Annotated in this window: 21 protein-coding genes, 1 tRNA gene and 1 pseudogene; 9 read left to right on the forward strand and 14 right to left on the reverse strand. The window is 54.8% G+C overall.

Going from position 1 to position 21,238, the window contains the following annotated elements; genetic code table 11:
- Window positions 1-199: 199 nt before the first annotated feature.
- From ACQE2I_RS05890 to ACQE2I_RS05900, 3 genes are all read left to right on the forward strand, one after another.
- Entirely contained in the window at window positions 200-1,147 is a 948-nt protein-coding gene (locus ACQE2I_RS05890; protein WP_427030523.1) for an AEC family transporter, read from the forward strand.
- Window positions 1,148-1,215: 68 nt separating this feature from the next.
- Window positions 1,216-1,292: transfer RNA gene (locus ACQE2I_RS05895), tRNA-Arg, on the forward strand.
- Window positions 1,293-1,434: 142 nt separating this feature from the next.
- Window positions 1,435-1,923, forward strand: coding sequence for a CreA family protein (locus tag ACQE2I_RS05900; RefSeq protein WP_427030524.1), 489 nt, complete (start codon window positions 1,435-1,437; stop codon window positions 1,921-1,923).
- A 15-nt stretch (window positions 1,924-1,938) separates the two neighbouring features.
- On the opposite strand, the pseudogene ACQE2I_RS05905 reads toward ACQE2I_RS05900, so the two are convergent.
- A pseudogene (locus tag ACQE2I_RS05905) lies at window positions 1,939-2,058 on the reverse strand (CAP domain-containing protein); the annotation flags it as partial.
- 132 nt (window positions 2,059-2,190) lie between these two features.
- Between ACQE2I_RS05905 and ACQE2I_RS05910 the strand changes: the two are divergent.
- The gene (locus tag ACQE2I_RS05910) at window positions 2,191-2,445 is read left to right on the forward strand and encodes a DUF333 domain-containing protein (protein WP_427030525.1); all 255 of its coding nucleotides are present in this window, start codon (window positions 2,191-2,193) and stop codon (window positions 2,443-2,445) included.
- A 46-nt stretch (window positions 2,446-2,491) separates the two neighbouring features.
- Here ACQE2I_RS05910 and ACQE2I_RS05915 read toward each other — a convergent pair whose 3' ends face one another.
- The 7 genes from ACQE2I_RS05915 to ACQE2I_RS05945 form a co-directional block, all read right to left on the reverse strand.
- Window positions 2,492-2,809 (reverse strand): hypothetical protein, encoded by a 318-nt coding sequence (locus ACQE2I_RS05915; RefSeq protein ID WP_427030526.1) that lies wholly within the window; start codon window positions 2,807-2,809, stop codon window positions 2,492-2,494.
- A gap of 118 nt (window positions 2,810-2,927) precedes the next feature.
- On the reverse strand, window positions 2,928-3,209 hold the full coding sequence (locus ACQE2I_RS05920; RefSeq protein ID WP_022524071.1) for an amphi-Trp domain-containing protein: 282 nt from the start codon (window positions 3,207-3,209) through the stop codon (window positions 2,928-2,930).
- Window positions 3,206-4,540: a metallophosphoesterase gene (locus ACQE2I_RS05925; RefSeq protein WP_427030527.1), complete on the reverse strand. Its 1,335-nt coding sequence runs from the start codon at window positions 4,538-4,540 to the stop codon at window positions 3,206-3,208. Before ACQE2I_RS05925 ends, ACQE2I_RS05920 begins: the two co-directional genes overlap by 4 nt.
- Before the next feature lie 27 nt (window positions 4,541-4,567).
- On the reverse strand, window positions 4,568-5,278 hold the full coding sequence (locus tag ACQE2I_RS05930; protein WP_427030528.1) for a histidine phosphatase family protein: 711 nt from the start codon (window positions 5,276-5,278) through the stop codon (window positions 4,568-4,570).
- Window positions 5,278-6,387, reverse strand: coding sequence for an HprK-related kinase B (locus ACQE2I_RS05935; protein ID WP_427030529.1), 1,110 nt, complete (start codon window positions 6,385-6,387; stop codon window positions 5,278-5,280). The genes ACQE2I_RS05930 and ACQE2I_RS05935 overlap by 1 nt, the downstream gene beginning before the upstream one ends.
- Window positions 6,384-7,295, reverse strand: coding sequence for a GAK system ATP-grasp enzyme (locus ACQE2I_RS05940; RefSeq protein WP_427030530.1), 912 nt, complete (start codon window positions 7,293-7,295; stop codon window positions 6,384-6,386). Before ACQE2I_RS05940 ends, ACQE2I_RS05935 begins: the two co-directional genes overlap by 4 nt.
- Entirely contained in the window at window positions 7,288-8,814 is a 1,527-nt protein-coding gene (locus ACQE2I_RS05945) for an aminoglycoside phosphotransferase family protein (protein ID WP_427030531.1), read from the reverse strand. The genes ACQE2I_RS05940 and ACQE2I_RS05945 overlap by 8 nt, the downstream gene beginning before the upstream one ends.
- A gap of 192 nt (window positions 8,815-9,006) precedes the next feature.
- Here ACQE2I_RS05945 and ACQE2I_RS05950 point away from each other — a divergent pair, with 192 nt between their 5' ends.
- From ACQE2I_RS05950 to ACQE2I_RS05960, 3 genes are all read left to right on the forward strand, one after another.
- Complete coding sequence (locus ACQE2I_RS05950) at window positions 9,007-10,236, forward strand: GAK system CofD-like protein (RefSeq protein WP_427030532.1); 1,230 nt, start codon at window positions 9,007-9,009, stop codon at window positions 10,234-10,236.
- Between the two features lie 34 nt (window positions 10,237-10,270).
- Complete coding sequence (locus ACQE2I_RS05955; protein ID WP_427030533.1) at window positions 10,271-11,239, forward strand: GlxA family transcriptional regulator; 969 nt, start codon at window positions 10,271-10,273, stop codon at window positions 11,237-11,239.
- Window positions 11,240-11,345: 106 nt separating this feature from the next.
- Window positions 11,346-12,284 carry an ABC transporter substrate-binding protein gene (locus ACQE2I_RS05960; RefSeq protein WP_427030534.1) on the forward strand — a complete coding sequence of 313 codons (939 nt, stop codon included), beginning with the start codon at window positions 11,346-11,348 and terminating at the stop codon, window positions 12,282-12,284.
- 111 nt (window positions 12,285-12,395) lie between these two features.
- Here ACQE2I_RS05960 and ACQE2I_RS05965 read toward each other — a convergent pair whose 3' ends face one another.
- Genes ACQE2I_RS05965 through ACQE2I_RS05975 form a run of 3 tightly spaced genes read right to left on the reverse strand, consistent with a single transcriptional unit; the run spans window position 12,396 to window position 14,694 of the window.
- The gene (locus ACQE2I_RS05965) at window positions 12,396-12,851 is read right to left on the reverse strand and encodes a thioesterase family protein (RefSeq protein ID WP_427030535.1); all 456 of its coding nucleotides are present in this window, start codon (window positions 12,849-12,851) and stop codon (window positions 12,396-12,398) included.
- Window positions 12,851-13,804, reverse strand: a complete 954-nt coding sequence (locus ACQE2I_RS05970) for an L-carnitine dehydrogenase (protein WP_427030536.1) — start codon at window positions 13,802-13,804, stop codon at window positions 12,851-12,853. The genes ACQE2I_RS05965 and ACQE2I_RS05970 overlap by 1 nt, the downstream gene beginning before the upstream one ends.
- Entirely contained in the window at window positions 13,801-14,694 is an 894-nt protein-coding gene (locus ACQE2I_RS05975) for a 3-keto-5-aminohexanoate cleavage protein (protein WP_427030537.1), read from the reverse strand. Before ACQE2I_RS05975 ends, ACQE2I_RS05970 begins: the two co-directional genes overlap by 4 nt.
- Before the next feature lie 259 nt (window positions 14,695-14,953).
- Between ACQE2I_RS05975 and ACQE2I_RS05980 the strand changes: the two genes are divergently transcribed.
- Both ACQE2I_RS05980 and ACQE2I_RS05985 read left to right on the forward strand, forming a co-directional pair.
- Complete coding sequence (locus ACQE2I_RS05980; RefSeq protein ID WP_427030538.1) at window positions 14,954-16,234, forward strand: PQQ-dependent sugar dehydrogenase; 1,281 nt, start codon at window positions 14,954-14,956, stop codon at window positions 16,232-16,234.
- A 99-nt stretch (window positions 16,235-16,333) separates the two neighbouring features.
- Window positions 16,334-16,651, forward strand: a complete 318-nt coding sequence (locus ACQE2I_RS05985) for a c-type cytochrome (protein WP_427030539.1) — start codon at window positions 16,334-16,336, stop codon at window positions 16,649-16,651.
- 67 nt (window positions 16,652-16,718) lie between these two features.
- Here ACQE2I_RS05985 and ACQE2I_RS05990 read toward each other — a convergent pair whose 3' ends face one another.
- Genes ACQE2I_RS05990 through ACQE2I_RS06000 form a run of 3 tightly spaced genes read right to left on the reverse strand, consistent with a single transcriptional unit; the run spans window position 16,719 to window position 21,096 of the window.
- Window positions 16,719-17,912, reverse strand: coding sequence for a lipocalin-like domain-containing protein (locus ACQE2I_RS05990; RefSeq protein WP_427030541.1), 1,194 nt, complete (start codon window positions 17,910-17,912; stop codon window positions 16,719-16,721).
- A complete protein-coding gene (locus ACQE2I_RS05995; RefSeq protein WP_427030543.1) occupies window positions 17,909-20,431 on the reverse strand; it encodes an FtsX-like permease family protein in 2,523 nt (840 codons plus the stop codon). Before ACQE2I_RS05995 ends, ACQE2I_RS05990 begins: the two co-directional genes overlap by 4 nt.
- A complete protein-coding gene (locus tag ACQE2I_RS06000; RefSeq protein WP_427030544.1) occupies window positions 20,428-21,096 on the reverse strand; it encodes an ABC transporter ATP-binding protein in 669 nt (222 codons plus the stop codon). The genes ACQE2I_RS05995 and ACQE2I_RS06000 overlap by 4 nt, the downstream gene beginning before the upstream one ends.
- Window positions 21,097-21,238: the final 142 nt, after the last annotated feature.

Here is a 21,238-nt window from a genome sequence, read left to right on the forward strand (position 1 = left end):
TTTATCTTGCTATGGATAAAAGGGCGCAATGGTATCGTGGTTAACATTCCCCATGACGATGTAATGGCGCTCTTCGACTCGCCTAAATAGCAGCCGTTAGGATATTCATCGTCAAATAAGCCATTGAGAGCGCCTATCAGTCGACAAAAAGCGCTTAGCAGTAGAGGATAAGTAGCTGTTTAATGAACGAGAAACTGTTGTGAATCTACTTGAACTTTTTGCGCGCACACTGGATGTCACGCTGCCTGTCTTTGCGATGGTCTTTGTGGGCCTTATCCTTAAGCGGTTGAAATGGATCGATAGCGCTTTCGTCTCGACTGCCTCAGCGCTGGTATTTAGAGCAACCCTTCCAACTCTTATTTTTCTTAGCTTGGTAAAAGCCGACTTGAGTGTTGCGCTGGATGTATCACTCATGGTGTTTTTTGCCGTGGCGACACTGGGGCAGTTTTTGTTGAGCTGGGTATGGGCGCATTACTGCGTCGTGCGTGAGAACCGCGGTATTTACGTGCAGGGCGCTTTTCGCGGTAATTGCGGCGTAGTGGGCTTAGCTCTAGCGGCAGGTATGTACGGCAATTATGGTCTCTCAGCCGGTAGCCTTCTGCTGGGTGTGGTAATTGTGATGTACAACGCGCTCTCGGTGGTGGTGCTAGCTACTTACCAGCCGGGTCAGTCAACCGACTGGCGCAGCTTGCTTAAACACGTGGCCACTAATCCGCTGATTATCTCTGTGTTTGCCGCGTTGCCCTTTACTGCGTTTTCAATTCCGCTACCCAGTTGGCTGGTTACTTCGGGGGACTATTTTGCCTCCTTAACACTGCCGCTGGCGCTGATTTGTATTGGCGCTACACTCTCAGCGTCGAGCATACGTGACAGCCGCCAAGTGGCGTTAGGCGCTAGCCTTATGAAGATGGTAACGCTACCGGTTATCTCTACGGTGGCGGCTTGGCTGTTGGGATTTTCAGGCGCGCAGTTAGGCTTGCTGTTCCTGTTCTTCGCCAGCCCCACCGCCGCTGCAAGCTTTGTGATGGTAAAAGCAATTGGTGGCAATGTCGCGCTATCCGCCAATATCATCGCCATCACCACATTAATGGCCAGTATTACCGTAACGTTAGGTGTGTTTGCCTTGCGTTTGCTCGGCTGGATTTAGCCATCCCGGTTGGCCCTGCCTAAGCGGACGCGCTATACTACGCGCCCGCAAGTTCAGACAGCGCTTATGTCCCTGTAGCTCAGTAGGATAGAGCAGCCGCCTCCTAAGCGGCAGGTCGCAGGTTCGACTCCTGCCAGGGACGCCATTTATAAGCTATTAGCGCAACTCTTCTTTCTTTTTCGTCCCCCGCCATTTTTAAGCACTGTTGGTTACCATTAATTTTCACGCATCAGGTATGCTCTGCGCCTGCTCATCGCCCGGATGACTATTACCAAGGATCGCTCCCCATGTTTTTGTCTAAACGTATTGCTATCAAGTCGCTCGTTGTTATGTTTGCGCTGCTTCCGCCTGCGCTGTTTGCTCAGGATGCTCACATCGGCAGCGTGCGCACCGAGTTCAAGCTGCTTGGTCCGAACAATACGATTGAAGTGGAGCGCTTTGATGATCCGAAAGTGCAGGGCATCTCCTGCTATCTTTCCTACTCACAAATTGGCGGAATCTCGGGAGCTGTGGGGCTTGCCGAGGAGGCGAGTGAAGCCAGCGTAGCGTGTCGTCAGACAGGAGAAATTGTGTTTGATCCTGCTGAGGTAGATAAGCAAGAAGTGGTGTTTACTCAGCGGCGTTCTGCGCTTTTCAAGAATACGCGAGTGGTTCGCATGCATGACGCCGAAACCCAGACCTTTGTGTACCTGACCTATAGCACCAAGCTGGTCGATGGCTCGCCTAAAAACGCGATTACGGCTGTCCACTACGGTGAGTTAGGAGGCGGGCAATAATTGACTCGTGAGCGCTTAGCGCGGGTTGCCTAGCGTTTGTGTCCAGTAGGTTGAGTAGCGCGACCCCGAATCCTCGGCGTTTGCCATGCCCATCTCGGTAAAGGCGTCATTCATAAGGTTGCGACAGTGGCCGCTGCTTCCAGCCCCATCAGCAAACGCTCTATCGAATAATCATATCTGACCCAGTAACATCCTGCTTGATGTGCTCGAGGTGACTCACCAGAATCAAAGTGATACTGAACTGTATGCTCAGGGAGGAAAGTTCCAATGCTAACAGGATCTATATACCGCTACTGCCCAATCGTAGCGCTACTAATGCTCGGCGGTTGTGCCACGGGCGGGGGAGGTCCCCATTCTCAAAACCAGATGACCCAATACGCAGCTGAATACTGCAGAAGCGTTGGCGGGGAGAATGAAATTCGCGAAAGCAGCCTAGGCACTGGCCGCTATTGCCGCTTGCCCGATGGCCGGGTTGAAAATGAGTGGAAGTTATACCGTACCGAGCATCTCAATAATGACTAGCTGACACCTCTGATGCCACCTAGGTCAGCCACTGGGTGTAAAGGGCCTAGCTGTTTTTGGCTGTATGCCTTTTCTTAAAGCCAATCATAACCGCTAGCAGCCCGCACGCCAGTGCTGGCAGCAGAACATCAAGCACTGAGTCTAACGTCCACCCACGCCAGACGCCCTCAAACATACCTACCGGTAGCGTTTCGCCCCATTCCCAACCACGTTGGATGCCTAGCCTGTATTCGTGTTGAGCGATCTCGCGGCCGAGCAGTATCGCCACCGGGATAACACCTGCCACGTAAGCAGAAACAAAGGGCAATAGTGAGAGCTGAATGATCAAAGCGATAATGACGTGCTCTAAATGGGTAATGTCCATTTCCCCGCTCCCATCGTCTTTCTCCCATAGCCTTTATTTCGTGAGCCAAAAGACCTCTAGCGCGAACATGGGCATCATACACCCACATTCATGTGGGTAGGGCTCGGGGCGTCAGCTCTTAACGTTTACCCGCTTTTGTTTTAATTTTGGGAGGCGTGTCGGAAAGCTCTTTCTCTTTGGTGCGCCATTTAATCTTTACTTCCACCTCCTGTTTATCGCCTTCATCACTGGCGCGCAGGGAGACTTGCAGCAACTGCTGGGGGGAAAGTACCAGCTCACCTTCACTTTCCTGGAAGGCTAACTCGCCTTTATTGATCGCATTTGCCAGAGTAATCAATAACTCTTGGGTTGACTGACGATCCAGCAGGGAATCGTGACTGAATTTCGTTTTTGACTTCATTTAGCGGGCTCCACCAGTTTTCCTTTGCGGCCGGGCTTGAATACTTTTGCCTGAGGGTAATCGCAGCTAAGGCCGATCACTCCACGGTTTTTGTCGATTAACGTTACCCCTACACCGTAGCCATCGAGCCCCTCATTTTTACGCGAGTGAGCGTCCAGGGTGATATCGGCTTCGATATGGATAAGCCCGTTTTTGAGCGTGACCCGCTGGCCAAAGTGTTGGTTGATATGGCCGTGAACCAGCACCTGAATGCCCGCCCGCCGGGCAACGTAAGCGCCGCGCGGCGTAAGGGGAAGATCGGCTTTGCGGTATTTGGTTCTAAAGGTATTGGCCAGAGAGCCATAATAAAAACTGAACAGGTTTTGGTGCATTAGGTTTTTTTTGAAAGCACGGTTGGCATGTTTTACGCCGTACTTGGCCAGCAGTTCAGCCATATGATCATCGAGGCCGGCATGCAGAAACAGGAAGGAACCGCGCTTTTTAACCAGCCGCATGCGGCGGAAAAACCAGCTAAATTCCCCCGATTTGTTAAGAAATAGCGAACGACACTTCATCGCGGCGGCGTAGACTTGGGTGAGCGACAGGCCGTTTTTTGCACAGTGCGCCTCGAAGCTCTGCGCCTTGGTGGTCATCTTGCTAATTTCACGCTCTATACCCTCGGGGGTGAGAAACCCAGCGGCATAGAAGGGGAAGTTCTCGAACCAGTCGTTGCCTGGAAACAGTGCTTGTCGGCACGCCTGCTCGGACGGTAATCCTTTGTCCCACTGGGTGTCGGCCAGGTATTGATCGAATACCTCTTTAAACAGCGGTATCACCTTCTTGCCCATGCGCACAAAGAGATGTTGGCTACCGGCGTCAGTGTCGCGTTCCAACGATAGCAGCCCCATCAGCAAGCGGAGATCATGGTTACCGGCCAACAGAGTGATATCTGCTTTGAGGCGGTACAAGTGAGCCAGGCTGCGCAGCATCATCAGATTGCTGGGGCCTTTGTCCAGGCAGTCTCCGCCCACCACGATTTCGGCTTTTTTGCCGAATTTCGTCAGTGCATATTCACATAGATGGGAGCCTTCGCGTTCGATGACGCCTGCAGCAATTAGTGAGGCTTCAAATGCCTCGGCGTCCGCATGGGGGTCTGAGATGAATGCCACTGGCTTTTTGGGCCAGGCGAAGTCCTTTTTTCGCGAGCGCTTAACAAAGGTGCTTAGCGCCTCATCGTGATTGACCGAAGTCGCGTCATCGGGCCAGGGCGCCCACTCCGTCGGAAGGCGCGTCAAGATAGCGTTGTGATACGGTTGTTTGCTTACCTTTGGAATAACATTGAACGCGGTCATAGAAGCCATCTTATTCATCGCTATCGTTTAATCGAGAGGGTCTGCTGGCTGGCGCTGTTTCCAGTTTCCGTACAGTCGGCTCCAGCCTTGGTTATGCCGCTCGAAAACGACCGGATGACCATGAAACATACTTAACCGTTTAATATCGCTGAAGGGTATGACATTTAAATGATAGCTTGCGTGGCGAATGGAGGCGCCGTGGCCCACCACCAGCTGTAGTTGATTAAGTTGATTCAGTTGCTTCGTTGTCTCGAGCCGCGGCTGTGGCTCTAAAAGTGCTTGTAAATGGGCAGCGACCCTTGCACCCGCCTCCAACAGGGATTCCGCGCCGTCGAAAGGCAGTCTGAAATCGCTGGCTGATTTCCAGCCCTTAGGTAAGGGCTCAAGGCGGGGGTCGAGGGCGACGATCCGTTCTATTTCCTGAATGTTAAGATTGGCCAGCGCCCCAACGCTGCGTTCACAAAGGGCCGAAAAGCTGCGCGAGCGGGGAGGCTCTGCAAACAGCGGCGTTAGCTCTTCGCGGAAGATTTCGGCCGTTTGCCAAGCTCTTAGCAGCGTCGAGCAGTGTATCTCCGCATTGAGCTGATAGCCTGAAGTGGTTAGCCACGCGCCGAATCGCCGCGCCTGCTCTCGAACGTCCTCCGTACCCTTTTCCGTGAGCGGGTAGGGCTGCAGGGCGCTGGGTGTATCCGCCAGTTGAGAATATTCACCGTGCCGAATCAGCGCCAGTGCCACCATCAGAGAATGCCTTTGGCTTGGAGTAGCGCAATAGCACGCTCAAAGTCGATGGCACCGGTGAGGCGCAGTACTTCAACACCCTCTAGATGTTCGGCATAGACCTTGGCAGATTGGGCTTGCTCGGTGGGAAAGTGGCCATCCGCGTGCTGAAAAAATGGCCCTGGGCTTTTGCGTAAGCCCTCTAGCGCCTCAGGGGTTTGGGTGATATCCACGCTACTCAGGGCTGTAGGGGCGGTAGCGTCTAATGCCCAGTCCAGCAGTATCAGGTGTTTTAGCGTGCCGGATAGGGCGGTTTTACCCTCGCCGTAAGCGTTGGGAATCAGCACATCGTACTTCTGCTCAATATCCCATAGCTGGCTTTTGGGCATGCCGGTAAATCGGTCGCGTTCGTTAGCGGGCAGTATGTCGATTAAGCGCTCAGAATTGATCAGCGTGCCAGGGTTAACGCGGGGGTGCTTGGCGACACCGAGAACGCTTACCTGGTCGTTGTCGGGCTTAAACAGAATCCGGTCATTGGAGAGAAAGCACGTTTTGGCAGCTTCCAGTGCCTTCAGCATCAGTGTGGATTTACCGCCACCGGAGCTGGCAGCAATCGCAGTGACGTTGCCATCGATATCAAAGGCCGAGGCGTGGCCGAGCAGGTAACCATCGCGTTGATGATGATTGAGAAACTGGTTGTTAATAAAGTTGATGACTTGCGATGAGTGCTTGTTTAACTCGCCAATCGCAGCTGGCGCCGTTAACGATTGGAACAGCACCATCCCCGTGCGTACTTTATGAATCCAGCGCCCTTGAGGCGTATCCACGTAGGCCTCCTTTAGCCCCAGAGCGCTGGTTTTGTCCCGCTTTACCGCTGTCCACTCGCGGCCGCTGGTATCCGCTTGCTGATCCAACAGCCATACCGGTAGCTCTGGCTGGTCAACGGTATGGACTTCTTTCGGCAGCAACCCAGACGCCGTTAAACCAGCATAGTAAACCTCAAGGTGGTCAAGAATGGCTGGATGGTCGGCCAGCACGCGAATTGTTAAACCATTGAATGCCAGCGGTAACGCATAGGTACAGGCGGCCTTAGCCTGGTTGATTTGTTGATTATCAAAAAGGTTGATCATTCACCTGCCTCTGCTGTCTCGGCCTCAAACTGGCTAAGCACATAATCACACAGCTTCTCAGCAGCATCGATACCACACCCTTTTTCCGCGCCACTAAATCCGCCGAAGGCGGAGACCTCAAAGACCACGGGCCCTTCATCGGTCAATGCAATGTCCACAGTGGTAAAGCTTAGATCGAAGCATGACTGGGCTTTTCGGCCAAGCTCAATCAGCTCTGGGCTTGCCTCATAGGCTTGATACTTACCCCCGCTGTGTATCGTTGTATTCCACGACTTGTCATCGCCGACACGGGCATAGGTGCACAGGTACTTGCCACCTAGAAATACCATGCCTAGATCCTGACCGCCCAGGTTGACGAACTTCTGAAGGTAAAAAAGGCCATGCTTAGCCTTAAATTTATTAAGTATTTGGCTATTGGCTTTAACACCATCTGCCGCTTTTAACACCACCATGCCGCGGGCTTTGGTTGAGTAGAGCGGTTTTAGGATCACCTCCCCGAACGTTTGGATAGTCTCTAGCGCTGCATCAGTGCTCTCGGTTACCCGGGTCGCGGGCAGCGGGATACCACCGGATGCCAGGGCGGCGGTGCCCTCAAGACGATTAATCAAACGGCTTACCTGGTTTGGGCTGCTAAAACAGCGCACCCCATCCGCCTCAAGGCTGCTAAGCATGCGAAGTCGGTCGTCTGCGGCAGGGGAGTAGGTTTCGCTTATTTTTTTGATGATCACCCCGTCAAGCGCGTTGAGCAGGGTGTCCCGATAACGCAACTCGCCAGTTTCAAGTTCCAGCACTACGTCAGCCATATCGACGACGCAGCGGTAGCCGGTGCGCTGTTCCAAATGATTCGCCAATACCTCGGTTGACCATTTGCCAGGTATCCCGATGACCGCAATCCGCTTATTAATCACTAAAAATATCCTCTAGGGGAAGCCTGTACTTCTCTATTTTCTCAAGGGGTAGAAGCGTTATGGCCTCTAGCAGGTAGCTCGCTCTAAGGGCGAGTCGGTTGGCAAAAAGTTTGTCGTAAATAAAGCGCGTAGAGGTAGCAAAGGAGCGCCCTAACGCGATGGCTAGCCGCGCATCAAAGCTTACATCGTTATTCTCTTTGGCGAACCGGCGAGCAAACTGATAGAGCTGCCTGATCAATGCCATTAACTCGGCTCTAGGGCCATCATCCATGATGGGCAGCCGATAAATCGACGCCATTAGTACGGATAGATCCTGAACATAGTCAGAATAGGAGGCGCGGTGCAGGTCGATAAAGTAGATGCGATTTTTGAGTTCGTCATAGATGAGGTTGTCGACGTTAAAGTCGCCGTGGATCAGCACGGAAAATGGCGCCCTAAGCTGACGCTCTAGGGGCTCTACGCGATTAATCAACTCATCAAAACTGGGGCGGGGCAGTCCGCAAATAGTTTGGTGTGTATGAAACAGTGTCGGGTGCGTGTGGCGGGTTTCAGGCATTCGTTTACGCAACTGCTGCATATACTCGGGTTGAGCTGGCTCGTTAGTACGTGATGTCTTCCAGATCTTTCTCAACGTCCGTTGTAGTGTGCGGGCAAGTTGCCTGGCGGATTTCCACTGGCCGTTTAACAGCAGTGACTCAAGCGTTCGGCCGGGGAGGTGTTCGATCACCATTGAACCCAGTTCATCCCCCTGCTCGACATGGTGCGAGAGAACCGTTGGAGCCACCTTCGGATAGACCCGTTTCCATTGATCTACCCCGTAAAGTTCTTCAATGACTTTCTGGCTTTCACCCTCTTTGTAGACTGCCATCATCTTGCCAGAGGCGGCGTGCTCAGCTCTCAGTGTGGCAATGGTGCTGCCACTGCGGGTAAGCGCCAGCCGCTCAACGGTAAAGTCGTCATTCTGGGCGGTCATCGCGTGGGCGGCATTTTTCAGTTGCTTGTAGTTTTGCAAGCGTACGGCAGGGCCGAAGTTGGCGGCGAGTAGAGCGTCGGCAAGCTCCGAAAGCAGATGGATCATGCGGTGAAGCTGAAAATCCACCACTGCGCTGTTACGCATGCCCGAAGCGCCCGGCTCAAAAGCAGTGGTTAAGCGGGCGATTATTTTGGGAATTCGGCGTCCAATTTTCAGGCCTTGGCGAGTGTTTGCATCATCGATATTAATGATTACCAGCTTCAATGATTTACCCACCAATCGAATGAGCTTGGCGTACTCTTTTCGCGATTTATCGGGAAGCTGCTTCAAGGCCTTGATGGCGGTGAATTCAAGACAGGCGTGGCCTAGCTGGTCAAGCAGTCGAGCTAAGCGTTCAAGGGATTTGGATTGTTGAAAACCCTGCCCATCGACTTTGCGTCGCTGCACATCCATGGCGACGGCGAGCTCAACCTTCTCCACCAGCGTGCTTCTATAGCCTTTGCGATTGATCAGACGTCGAGAAACGGATTCACTTGGCTGAGTCACATAAACTTCAACTAACTCGAAGTGATTTTCAACTTCGAATCGTAGAAAATAGAAATGCTCCAAAATCGACGTATTGATACGCTGCCTCACCAAGATAACGTGCGCTTAGGTGGTTACTGCTTCTGAGAGTCAACAGTATAAATAACAGTGCCATCGTTTACGTTACATGTTTCTTACAGTTCAAAGAGTTGTATGAAAAAAAGACGTTTTATCGGTACCCGAATGTGCCTGCCCCGTGAGATTGGCAAGGGGCGGGACCTGCGTCTGGCCAGATACCGAAAAGCCCCCGAGCTAGGGCCGAAAATACTCTTCTTTAGTGGCGGTACGGCACTGAGACATTTTTCTGAGGTGTTGACGGACTATACCCATAATTCCATTCATCTGGTTACCCCCTTTGACTCAGGAGGCAGCTCGGCAGAGTTACGCCGGGCCTTCGCGATGCCTGCGGTGGGCGACCTAAGAGCGCGCCTGCTTGCTTTGGCTGATGATTCAGTCACGGGGCACCCTGAGGTGGCTGCGCTTTTCGCACATCGGCTAGCGGCAAGGGAGGACGCGACGGCAAAGTCAGCACTTGAGCAAAGCCTGCAGGCCCTTGTCAGTGCTAAGCACCCGCTACTTAAGGCGATTGCTGAGCCTATGCGGTCGCTGATCCAGAGCTATATCGCCGCCTTCTACAAGCATATGCCAACGAATTTTAACCTCGCTGGTGCCAGTGTCGGAAACCTCATCTTGACCGGCGGTTATCTGATTCATGATCGCTCCCTGGATCCGATCGCCTTTCTCTTTGGCCAACTAATCAAGACCCGCGGCATCGTTCGGACAACGACGGATGCCAACCTTCAACTGGAGGTATTGTTAGAGAGCGGTCGAACGATTATTGGCCAACACTGCTTTACCGGCAAGGAGACGGCTCAAATCGATTCGCCCATCAGAGCGATAAAATTATCAGGCGAGGCGGACGATATCGATACCTTGGATGCCTCCAAAGTGTGTAAAGAGACCCGTAAGCTTATTGATTCGGCTGAGCTGTTGGTTTTCCCGCCGGGCAGTTTTTATAGCAGTGTCATTGCCAACCTGCTGCCCAAGGGGGTTGATAAGGCATTGGCTAAAAACCCGTCACCCAAGGTGTATGTGCCAAGCCTGGGTACTGATCTTGAAACGCTTGGCATGACGTTGGTGAATCAGGTTCAAGTGCTCAATGCGCATTTGTCTGGCACACTCGAACCCTTATCGTCTAAGCGGTCTTCAATCGATTTTTTACTGTTTGATTCGCAGCTCCTGAGTGTTTCGGCTGATCAGGTTGAGACGCTACGCAATGAAATGGGTATTCAAATCATTGATCTAGATCTTGCGCCGGAGAATGCTGATACCCAACGTTATGATGACGTTAAGCTGGCTGAAGCGCTGCTTGGGTTGACCTGACACCGACATACTCTAAATGACCTTGGGCATTGCTATGCGTCTTAGTTACCAGGGCCCGCTGCCTGAAGTGGTGGGATTTTTGCTACTGCCGCAATATTCGATGATGGCCTTCTTTGCGGCGGTGGAGCCGCTGCGAATTGCCAACCGCATTGCCCAGCGCCCGCTGTTCGATTGGATCTTGATTAGCGCTGACGGTGGGCCGGTGACGGCATCTAACGGCATGACCCTGATGGCCGATCAGGCAACTGCGGAGGTGCACCATCTACCTTCGCTGGCGGTATGTAGCGGCTTCACGCCGGAGGAGCATCTAACCCGGCCATTGATGGCGTGGCTTCATCAGTTGGATCAGACGGGCTGCTGTTTGGGCGGCATCGATACCGGGGCGTTTTTGCTCGCCGCCACCGGGTTGTTAAAGCACGAGCGGGTGGCGCTGCATTGGGAGAGTCTGCCCGCCTTCCGTGAGCGCTTTCCGGGGGTTGATACCACTGACGAGCTTTACGAGTTGGGCGAGCGACGCTTTTCCTGCGCAGGTGGCGCAGCAGCGATGGATATGGCGCTGGAAGTGATCGCGCGGCGGCACGGCGCAAAATTGGCCATTGATGTTTCCGAGCAGCTTATCCATGACCGTATTCGCACCCGTAGTGACCAGCAACGCATGGCGCTAGTGAAGCGGCTGGGCACACACAACCGCCGCGTTGTTGAGTCAGTGGCACTGATGGAACAAAACCTTGAAGAGCCGCTAACGCTCGAAGAGGTGGCAAGCCGTGTGGAGGTGTCGGTGCGGCAGTTGCAGCGTCTGTTTGAACAGGAACTTAATGCCACCCCGCGCCAGTGGTATTTGCAGCTGCGGACTAAGCGCGCCCGGCGGCTGCTGGCGGAAACCGATTTAACCGTGCTGGCTGTGGGCGTGGCCTGTGGGTTCAGTTCATCGTCCAGCTTTGCGCGCACGTTTCGTGCCCATTACGGCTGTTCACCTCGTCAAGTACGTGAAAAAGGTATTTAAGACCTGTGAATGTCGTTTTATGTTTATAAGGTGTCGCCTGGTGTCTAGTTGTGGAGGGTCAGCCGCGCATACTAACTAAACCCAACTAATAAAGAGGTTTAGCCAAATGTCGGTCACTACCAAGTCGTTGTCGTTGAAAACGGGCTTTTTACTCGCTGCGTTTGCTGCCACACCCGCCATGGCAGAGCTTGATGAACTGCGCTTTGGGGTGCCGCCGTGGCCTGGGGTCACGGTAAAGTCCGAAGTGGCGGCCCAACTACTTGAGACCATGGGGTACGAGACCCGCCAGCAAGATTTAGCCGTGAGCGTGATCCTCGAAGGCTTAACGCGGAACGACTTGGAAATCTATCTAGGCGGCTGGTATCCCGTTCAGACCGATATGGTCGAGCCTTTGGTGACCGACGGCAAAGTCGAAAAAGTGGTTTCCAATATCCGCGGCGCCAATTCCGGGCTAGTGGTTCCCCAGTATGTTTACGATGCAGGCGTCACCACGGTGGCTGAGCTGGCAGAACGCCATGACCGTTTCGATGGTGAAATTCAGGGCATTGAAGCGGGAACCGGCATTAACGATGCGATTCTCAATGCCATCAATAATGATCTTGCGGGGCTGGGCGATTGGCAGCTCCGTGAAAGCTCCACTTCGGCCATGCTGGCCCAGGCTGAGCAAAAAATGGCCGATGAGGAGTGGGTGACCTTTGTCGGCTGGGAGCCTCACTGGATGAACGTGAGCTTCGATCTGGCCTATTTAGCCGATAGCGATGATGCGAACGTGGCCTCCATTGAAAGCACGGTATGGACAATTACTCCTGCCAGCCTGGCGAAAGAAGCGCCTGAGGTTCACCGCTTTCTGTCGCAGTACGTGATCGATATCGAAGATCAGAATGACTGGGTGCACGAGTACAGCTACGAAGAGCGCCCGGCGGATGAAGTGGCTAATGAGTGGATTGCCAATAACCTGGATACCGTTGCCAAGTGGCTGGAGGGTGTTGAAACCCGCGATGGCGAACCCGCCATTGAGCAGGTGCGGGCCCAATTCGATACTTAATAGTACGGCTCTAAATATAGTGTTTATCTTCGCAGCAGCGCCTTGATCATTAAGGCGCTGTTTGAGTGAAAGTATCTATATGCATCATTTTGAATCGGTGCTGTGCAACGTTCAGCGCCGTATGCCGATAGTGCGGCCAGCAAGCTCCGGCCAGGCATCCTGATTTGCCTGGGGGAGCTCTGCCACGCGGCTGGCTACCAGCAGCGGAAACGGGCTTGGCCGCCCTGACGCTTGCTGCATGCCCATCAGCATCTGTTCACTGGTCGCCAGTAAGCTGTCTTCGTCATCGAACATGGCGAAAAACACGTGCAGCCGTTTTGCATCATTATCGAGTAGCGTCAGGTCTACATTGAGCGGCTGGCCCTGGTGGGCTTCACGGCGATAGCAAAGATGGGTTTCCAGGGTATAAATCGTGTAGCCGAAGTGCTCCCGGCCGGCCTCATCCAGCCCGATGTGATCGATCAGCGCTTCACAGGCTTGGGAGAAGACGCGGGCGTACTCCGCGTCGTTCATATGCCCGTTGTAGTCGACCCACTCGGGAGCGACGTGGGTTTCATAAATAATCATTAAATGCGCCCCTGTAGGCCTTCGGCTTCTGGCCAATATTTGTGCACCACCTCAAGCAACTCGACTAAAAAGTCATCCCGGCGCCGGTCAAGCGTGGCTACTGTCCGCCCTGCGGCCTGGTGCTCACAGCCCTCTACCACTTTGTCTATCAGTTCATCGGTAAGTTCTGGGGCTTCCAATTTGGTCCAGGGGAGTTTTAGCGCTGGGCCAAACTGCTCCAGCATATGGCGCATGCCTGGTTCGCCGCCTGCTAAGTGGAAGGTTAAAAACGTGCCCATTAACGGCCAGCGCAGCCCACAGCCATAAACGACCGCTGCATCGATCTCTTCGGTGGTTGCGACCCCATCGTTGACTAAATGCAGGGCTTCCCGCCATAGCGCTTCCATCAACCGGTCGGCGATATGGCCCTCAATTTCACGGCGAACCAATAACGGGCGCATTGCCAGCGCCTGATAAAGCCCTTGAGCGGTGGCAATCTGTACGGGCTGAGTGGCTTCACCGCCCACAAGTTCTACCAGCGGCAGTAAATACACCGGATTGAAAGGGTGGGCGACGATCACGCGGCCAGGGGCTTGGCGGCAGTTTCGCTGTAAATCAGTGGGTTTAAAGCCAGAGGTCGACGAGCCAATGATAACGTCCGGTGAAGCGGCGGCATCAATGGTGGCCAAAATCGCTTGCTTGAGTTCAAGCCGCTCGGGCACGTTTTCTTGGATTAGGTCAGCGTCACTCACGGCCTCTTCGATCGTGGCCGCAAACGCTAGTTGTTCAGGGCTAGCATTGGATACAAGGCCGAGCTGGGTTAGCGAAGGCCAGGCATTGTCGATAAACGCACGGGTGCGTTCAGGCGCTTGTGGGTCGGGGTCGAAGGCAACCACGTCCCAACCTTGGGCGAGGGCGCGGGCAATCCAGCCGTTGCCAATCACGCCGGTACCAATGACGGCTAAGCGGCTCATACGTTACCTCCTGCTGGGTTGCGCAACTTGAGGTGTACGCGAGTTTCCGCGGGTGTCATTACGCGGGCACCGAGGTTGTCAATAATTGTTGCGGCTTTTTCGACCAGTTGGCCGTTGTTGGCCAGCACGCCTTTCTCTAAAAACAAATTATCTTCCAAGCCTACTCGGGCGTGGCCACCGAGTAAAACTGCTTGGGCGACCATGGGCATTTGGTGGCGACCAATGCCGAACGCCGCCCAGTTGGCGTTTTCCGGTAACTTGTTGCGCATGGCGAGCATGGTTTCGGTGTCCGCTTCGGCACCCCAGGGAATGCCCAGACAGAGCTGGTAGAGCGGGTCGCCGTCTATCAAACCCTCTTGCTGAAGCTGACGAGCAAACCAGACATGCCCTAAATCAAAGCACTCCAGTTCCGGTTTGACGCCTGCGGCTTGCACCAAACGGGCGTGTTCGCGCAGCCAGTCGGCGGGGTTTATATAGACCATATCGCCAAAATTAAGGCTGCCACAATCCAGCGTACAAAGCTCCGGGAGCAGTTCGCCGACCGGGGCGTGGCGCTCTGCAGGTGTTTGAATATCAGTGCCTGGGCCGCCACGGGTGGGGTCTGTGGCATCCGGTATCCAGTCACCGCCACCACCTGCGGTGATGTTCATAACGATATCCACATCCGCTTCGCGAACACGCTCCATCACCTCACGGAAATGTTCAGTAGAGTGACTGATACCACCGGTTTGCGGGTCGCGAACGTGGATATGCGCGATGCTGGCACCGGCACGGGCTGCTTCAATGCAGGAAGCCGCGATGGCTTTGGGGGTGACCGGGACATTGGGGTTTTTAGCAGTGGTATCTCCCGCGCCCGTGATGGCACAGGTGAGGATGACATTGCGATTCATGGCGCGCTCTCTCGTAAGCAGTTTATTCGCTTACTAGTGTGTCGCGATGCCTAGCAAAAAGTTGTCAAAAAGCGTCATTAACTATACATAAACTGCCCCAGGTGACGTCATCCTTATCATGCTGCTCACCTTGGATGGTATTTCGATTAGGCAGCTGTTGAAGCGCAAATGTTGACCGCAAGTTTTGCCGATCTAAACTAAATAAGCGTTTACCAAGATTGATAAAAAATTACAAAAACAAATAGAAGGAGAGTCTGCAATGTCTCAACAACTAACCCTGCGGCCGTTATGTGCCGTTATCGCTTCAGCGGCGATTATCGGCTTCCCGGCCGTTGCGACTGCCAATAACGCGCCAGAACTTAGCTATACCGACGTATTAAGCGGCCTTGAAAACCCTTGGGACATGGCCTTTCTACCGGATGGGACGATGTTTTACACCGAACGTTGTCTTGGGCTGTCGGTACGACTCCCCGATGGTGAGGTAGAGCATCTGCTAGGCATGGAAGGCACTGACGATTATGCCACCACTGCAGATGATCTTGTTTGTGAGGGGCAGGCGGGTATGAACGGTGTTGCCGTCGATCCTGATTTTGACGAAAACCGGACGGTCTACGTCTACTCTGCTTCCAATATGTCTGAGCCACGCACGAATCGCGTGCTGCGCATGACGGTGAACAGTGAGTTTAATGAGGTAGCGGATCGCACTGATATTGTCGATGACATTCCCTACAAACCCGCTGCCACCGATCATCCATTTGGCGACGCTGGCGCTCATAATGGCGGCCGTATCCGCTTTAGTCCTGATGACGGCTACCTTTACGTGACCACTGGCGACAACCATAACAGTGAACTCCCACAGTCACCGGAGCTTCTGGGTGGCAAGGTGCTGCGCATTGACCGGGATGGCGAGGCCGCTGAGGGCAACGAACCGCCCGAAGGCTTCGATTCGCGCATCTATACCTACGGTCACCGCAACGTACAGGGCATCACCTTCCACCCGAGTACCGGTCAGCCCATCGTGACCGAGCATGGTCCCTGGCACTCGGATGAGATCAACGCGCTGGTTAATGGCGGCAACAGTGGCTGGGATCCGCGTCCTAACATGGCCGGTCGCGATGACTGCCCGGACGATTACTGCGGCTATGAACCCAACCAGACCGAAGGGATGGATCCCAAAGAGCGAGCTGCCTATATGCCAGTGACCGACTTCGAGACCTACCCCGATGCTATGCAGCCGGCCTGGGGCAACGATGGTCTTTCGCAGGGTATGGTGACTACCGAGTTTTTAACCGGTGAACAGTGGGGCGATTGGGACGGCCGCCTGTTGGTTGGTTTTATGGGCATCGGTTTCGGCGGTACACCGGTGGGGCAGCGCATTAATCTGATTGATATCGGTGAAGATGGTCTTTCGGTCAATGACGTTTCTGAAATGCCCTTACCTATGGATGCGGCCCGTTTCCGGTCACTGGTGCAAGGTCCGGACGGTGATCTCTATACGGCAGTTGATGAGGGTTTCATTTACCGCATCACGCCGGAATGAGCTATTGGCAGCCGCGCTGGCGTATGCCTGTGCGGCTGCGCTGTTTTCAAGTTGCCTTAAGATTTTTGATCAAGACCACTCTACTGGGAAAAGGTCACTATGAAGGGATCACTGTTTTTCGTTATTGCGACGGCGCTGCTAATGGGGTCGGCTACTCTGCAGGCAGCCGATAAGTCGGCTGGAGAAACGCTCTATGCGGACGTATGCACTCAGTGTCATGGCCCAAATGCACAAGGGATGGCTAGCTTTCCATCGCTTAGTGGTCGGGACGCGGAGTATATTACCTCACGGCTTGAAACGTACCGGGCTGGTGAAAAGGTGGGATCAAACTCCTTTCTGATGATTCCCAATGCCACCGATTTGTCCGACGATGATATCGCCAATCTCGCTGCCTACATCGCAGATAAGGCTGAGTGACTTAGCTCTTTGTATTGCCCCTGTGTATTAGCCTTGTGTATTAGCGCCACACTTCGCCATTAATTGGTTAATACCCCGTCATTTCCAGGTAGCCCTCGCCAAGCGGTGCGCCGCTGGCGCGGTCGTTGACCACCACTTCGCCCTCCCAGTAGGGCACGCTGGTGGTCATCCAGCGGTTGGCGTGGGGCGCTTCAATGTTGATATCGACCGCCACTGATGGTATTTCCAGCCGCCAGTGGGTGGGTACATCGCGACCAGCAACGGTGGATGTGGCCAGCGGCGTCAGCGTAATGTCATCTGTTGCTAAGGGCGTGGCATCGCCTTGGGGGGTAATCCAGGTGCCGGAGCGGTAGTCTGCGCCGTGTTCTGTATCTGCGCTGTCACCACTGCCATCACCACCGCCACGTAGTTGAAACGCCATCAGCTTGTGGCCGTCATCGAGGTGAATCGAAAACCAGTCCCAGCCTGATTGGCGGGCATCAAGCAGTTGGCTGCTCCATTCGCGATCCAGCCAGCCGCGCCCGCTGACGGTTTTAGTCTCGCCGTTAAGGGTGACATCGCCTTCTATCTGCCAGAAGGGCTGGCTGTAGTACAGGGAGCCTTGACCGTTGGCGGCTTTCTGACTGAAACCTTGTTCGCCATGCAATACCAGCGGCCCTTCGGCGCTAAGCGTCAATGAATAGCCAAAGCGGGTATCGCCCTCGCCGCTATAGGCGGTCAGCGTGAGGTTATCGAAATTGGTGCTATCGGCTTCATCGCTTGCTTTAAGCTGCCAATCATCCAGCCAGGCTTGGAAGGGTGAAGCGATTACGCCTGCTTGACTGTCGTCAGGGGTGGTCAGGACGGCTTGAGAGTGGCTGCGCCCAAAACGCTCGGCCACCTGATGCTGCTCGCCTTGGGAGATCGCCATATGCGCCATCCAGAGTTGATCAGCAGCCCAGGGCGTGGGGTCGGGGCGTTCGCTGGGTGCCATTAGTGCTTGACGAAATAGCGTCCACTGCAGGCCGAGAGGCTCACCGTCGGCGTCTTCTAAATTGGCGGTTAAATACCACCATTCGATACGGTAGTCCGGGTGGGCAGCATGGTCTTGGGGAAAGCTAATGGCCCGGTTAGGTTCTGCATGTTGAAAACCATCAGCGTCTTGGCCCAAGCCGGCAAAGCCAGCACTGTTGGTTGCCGCTGGATTGTCGTCTCCACAGCCGTATAGCGTCAGCGACACGCTGAAAAGTAGGCCGAGGCTTAAGTATCGACGTAAGCTCATTGGTTGGCCTCTTCTGCCAGCAATGCACGCGGTAAGGCACGCCAAAAGCGTAGTGCAGGCAGGGCGGCTGCAAGCAGCGCCACAGCGACGGCTGTCGCGAGCGTAACGGTCATTTCCCAGGGAAACAGATAGAGCGGCAGTCGCCAGCCGAAGGCGGCCACATTGATGATGGCCACTAATCCCCAGGTAATCGCAATACCCAGTGGCACGGCTAGCAGGCCAGTGACTAGCGCGGTGCCGCCTAGCTGCGCCAAATTTAGCCGTGCCAGCTGTGCGCGGGGCACTCCTAACGCCCAAAGCGGGGCTAGCTGTTGGCGTCGGCTGCGCGCCTGGGCAAGCAGGCTGGCCAGCAGCGCCAGGGCCGCTACTGCTAAGGTCAATACGTTGAGAGCACGGGTAATGGTAAAGGTGCGTTCGAAAATATCGGTGGCTATGCGTTTGATCTCGGCTTGATCGCGCAGTGCATCGCTGCCTAGGCCAAAGCGTGCAGTCAGTGCGGCACGTAACGTATCTGCATCGGCATCGTTATGCAGTACTAACCCCATCGAGCCAGGGGGCGCATCAAAGCGTGCGGCCAGTTGGGGCGACGCCATCAGCACTTGGCCGCTGGGGTTGCCGTAGTCGGGGTAAACAGCGGCAATTACTAGCGTTTCATCGGTGCCTGGGGTGCTCAGTGTTAATTGATCACCGGGGGCAAGGTTCTCGGCAGTGGCCAATTGCTCGTTAACAAAAATTGCGCCTTCGCTAAAGGCTTCCCACGCAGAGGCGCGGTCATATTGCGTCGCCAGCAGTGGCCAGTGGGGTATCAGTGATTCACCGGGGGTAATGCCGTAAAGCTCGATAGGTGTGCCTATAGAACGGTGGCCTGCGAGGGTGCTAACCGATTGGAGGGTAGCCTCGCTGCGGCGAGTGAGCAGACGTTCTGAAACGTCGGGTCGCTCAGCCAGCCAAGTATCAATGTCCGCGAATTGCTCGGTGGGTGCATTTAAATAGAGTGGGGCGACGAGGCGCTGGTCAAGCCAATCCAAAAACGTAATACGAAAGCCGCCGACCATACTGCCAACGCCCAGGTTGGTGGCTAGCGCGATAAGCAGCGCCATCATGGCTAGCGAAAGCTTGGGTAACTGGAGCTGCATATCTGCTAACGCCCAGTGAGCCATGGGGCGGCGCCGAGCGAGGTGTGTTAGCCCTTTTAGCGCCAGGGCTAACAAAGGCGGCAGCCATAGGGCGCTGGCTAATAGCAGAGCGGCGATCAATCCAAAGCCTGCAACCAAACCCTCTCCGGCGGGTTGGAAGCTCAGCCAACGGTAGAGAGCGAGCGCTGTGCTGGTGGCGAATGCGCCACCAATGCTCATTAATATTAATTGCCGTCGATAACCGTTACGCCAAGCCTGTAGCTGACCTAATTCGAGCATATTTAAGCGTGCCGCCCGCCACAGTACGCCGCTGCCCGCCAGCAGTAGTCCGCCTAGGCTAACCGCCAGTCCGCCTACCCAGTAATGCCAGGGCAGGTTGAGTTCTTGCCCCACGCCTGCGCCATACAGGGAGCTCAGGGTGGCGGCGACATCCGGGAGCAGCAGGCGGGCAAGCCAGACGCCGCTGGCGATGCCCGCGAGCGCACCGAGTGCGCCAAGCAATATAAGCTCTAAGCTGAGCGCTATGACGAGACTCCGCCCGGAAACACCCAGCACTCGAAGAGTGCGCAGCATACCCAAACGTTGCTCTAACGCTAGGCCCAGCGCCGACTGAACGATAAATAGGCCCACCACCCAGGCCAGTAGCCCCAAGGCGGTAAGGTTTAGGTGAAAGCTTTCGGTAAGCTGGCCGGGAGAGGCAAGGCTGCTAGCACGGGTTATGCTCCATCCTGCGGGCGGCTCAGTCAGTGCTCCCGGTGCGGCCACGATGCGTGTCAGTTCGTCGCCGCTTTCAAGTAATCGTGCCGCTGCGGCAATATCCATGATCAGGGTGTCCGGCGGTAGCGCTGGCGCTAAAATGAGCGGGGGTAGCGTTTTGCCATCAGCCAACGCCGGGCTAGCACCCGATGCGTTGTTACGCACTATCCCCAGGGCTGCCAAGGCGTCAGGCGCTAGGCGTGTTTGCCATGGCGGCGTTAGAAATTCGCTTAACGATGCGGAGGTGTCTGTTTGAGCCAGCGCGTTATCGCTGGAAAGGGTAAGCGGATCAATACCGATCAGCGTTAGCTGGGTGCCGTCTTGGGTAACGACGTCACCCTCAAGCATGGGCGAGACCGGCATGCCTGATTGGCGTAGGGCGTGATAGCCGGCGCGGGTAAGCGGAGCGCCATCGCGGCGTTCAAGCTGATCGAGTTGGGTATCAAACATCGCATCGGCGCGGGCGTAGCTGTCGCGAGCGGTGGCGTTGATCGCTTGGATGCCGCTCCATAATGCGCTGGCAACCCACAGGCCGAGAAGTAGCATGGCTAATTGGCCAGGATGACGTCGGTAATGGGTAAGCAGGGTCGCCAGAACTGTTACCAGAACCGTAGGCCGTGTTTTCATAACAGCGCCGAACTAGCTAATTGGCCGTGTCGCAAACGTAGACAGCGGTCTAGCGGAGCAGCTACTTGCGGGCTGTGGGTGACGACCATTAGCGCGCACTGGGTTTCGCGAACAAGGCTTAACAGCAGTTCCAGCACCTCATCAGCTGTGGTTTCATCCAAGTTGCCTGTGGGCTCATCGGCCAATAGCAATGCCGGGCGTGGTGCCAGAGCTCGTCCAATCGCTAAGCGCTGCTGTTGTCCACCCGAGAGCTGTTCAGGGTAGCGCTTTTCAAGACCCTTCAGCCCTAACCGCTCGATTAAGTGGGCTGACCAGTTGGCATCATCGCGTTTAGCTAAGCGCGCCTGTAAACGCAGATTGTCAATGACGGTTAGGCTGGGTACTAAATGAAACTGCTGAAACACTAAGCCTAACTGTTCACGGCGTAATTTGGCGCGGGCGGACTCCGCTAAAGACGCGAGATTTTGGCCTGCTAGACAGATATGGCCTTGATCGGGCAGGTCTAACCCCGCAGCAAGGTGGAGTAGGGTGGATTTGCCGCTGCCGGATTCGCCCATTAACGCTAAGCTTTGGCCCGGTGCCAGTGTTAGGGATACATTTTCGAGCACCTGAAGCGGCCCTTGAGGTGTCGAGTAGCGTTTATATACCTGAGTGAATTCCAGCATGAGGTACTCAAATTATTCATTGCGCCCATTTTAGCGAACTCCATTCCATCTAACACTGAGCGACCAAAGTATAAGCACAAAGGGGTTTCTCTATCTTCTCTCTACTACCATACTAGTCATGTCAGTGGTTGGCGCGAACCGT

Origin of the sequence: Halomonas sp. H2 (genome assembly GCF_050215315.1) — a bacterium.
Taxonomy (GTDB): domain Bacteria; phylum Pseudomonadota; class Gammaproteobacteria; order Pseudomonadales; family Halomonadaceae; genus Vreelandella.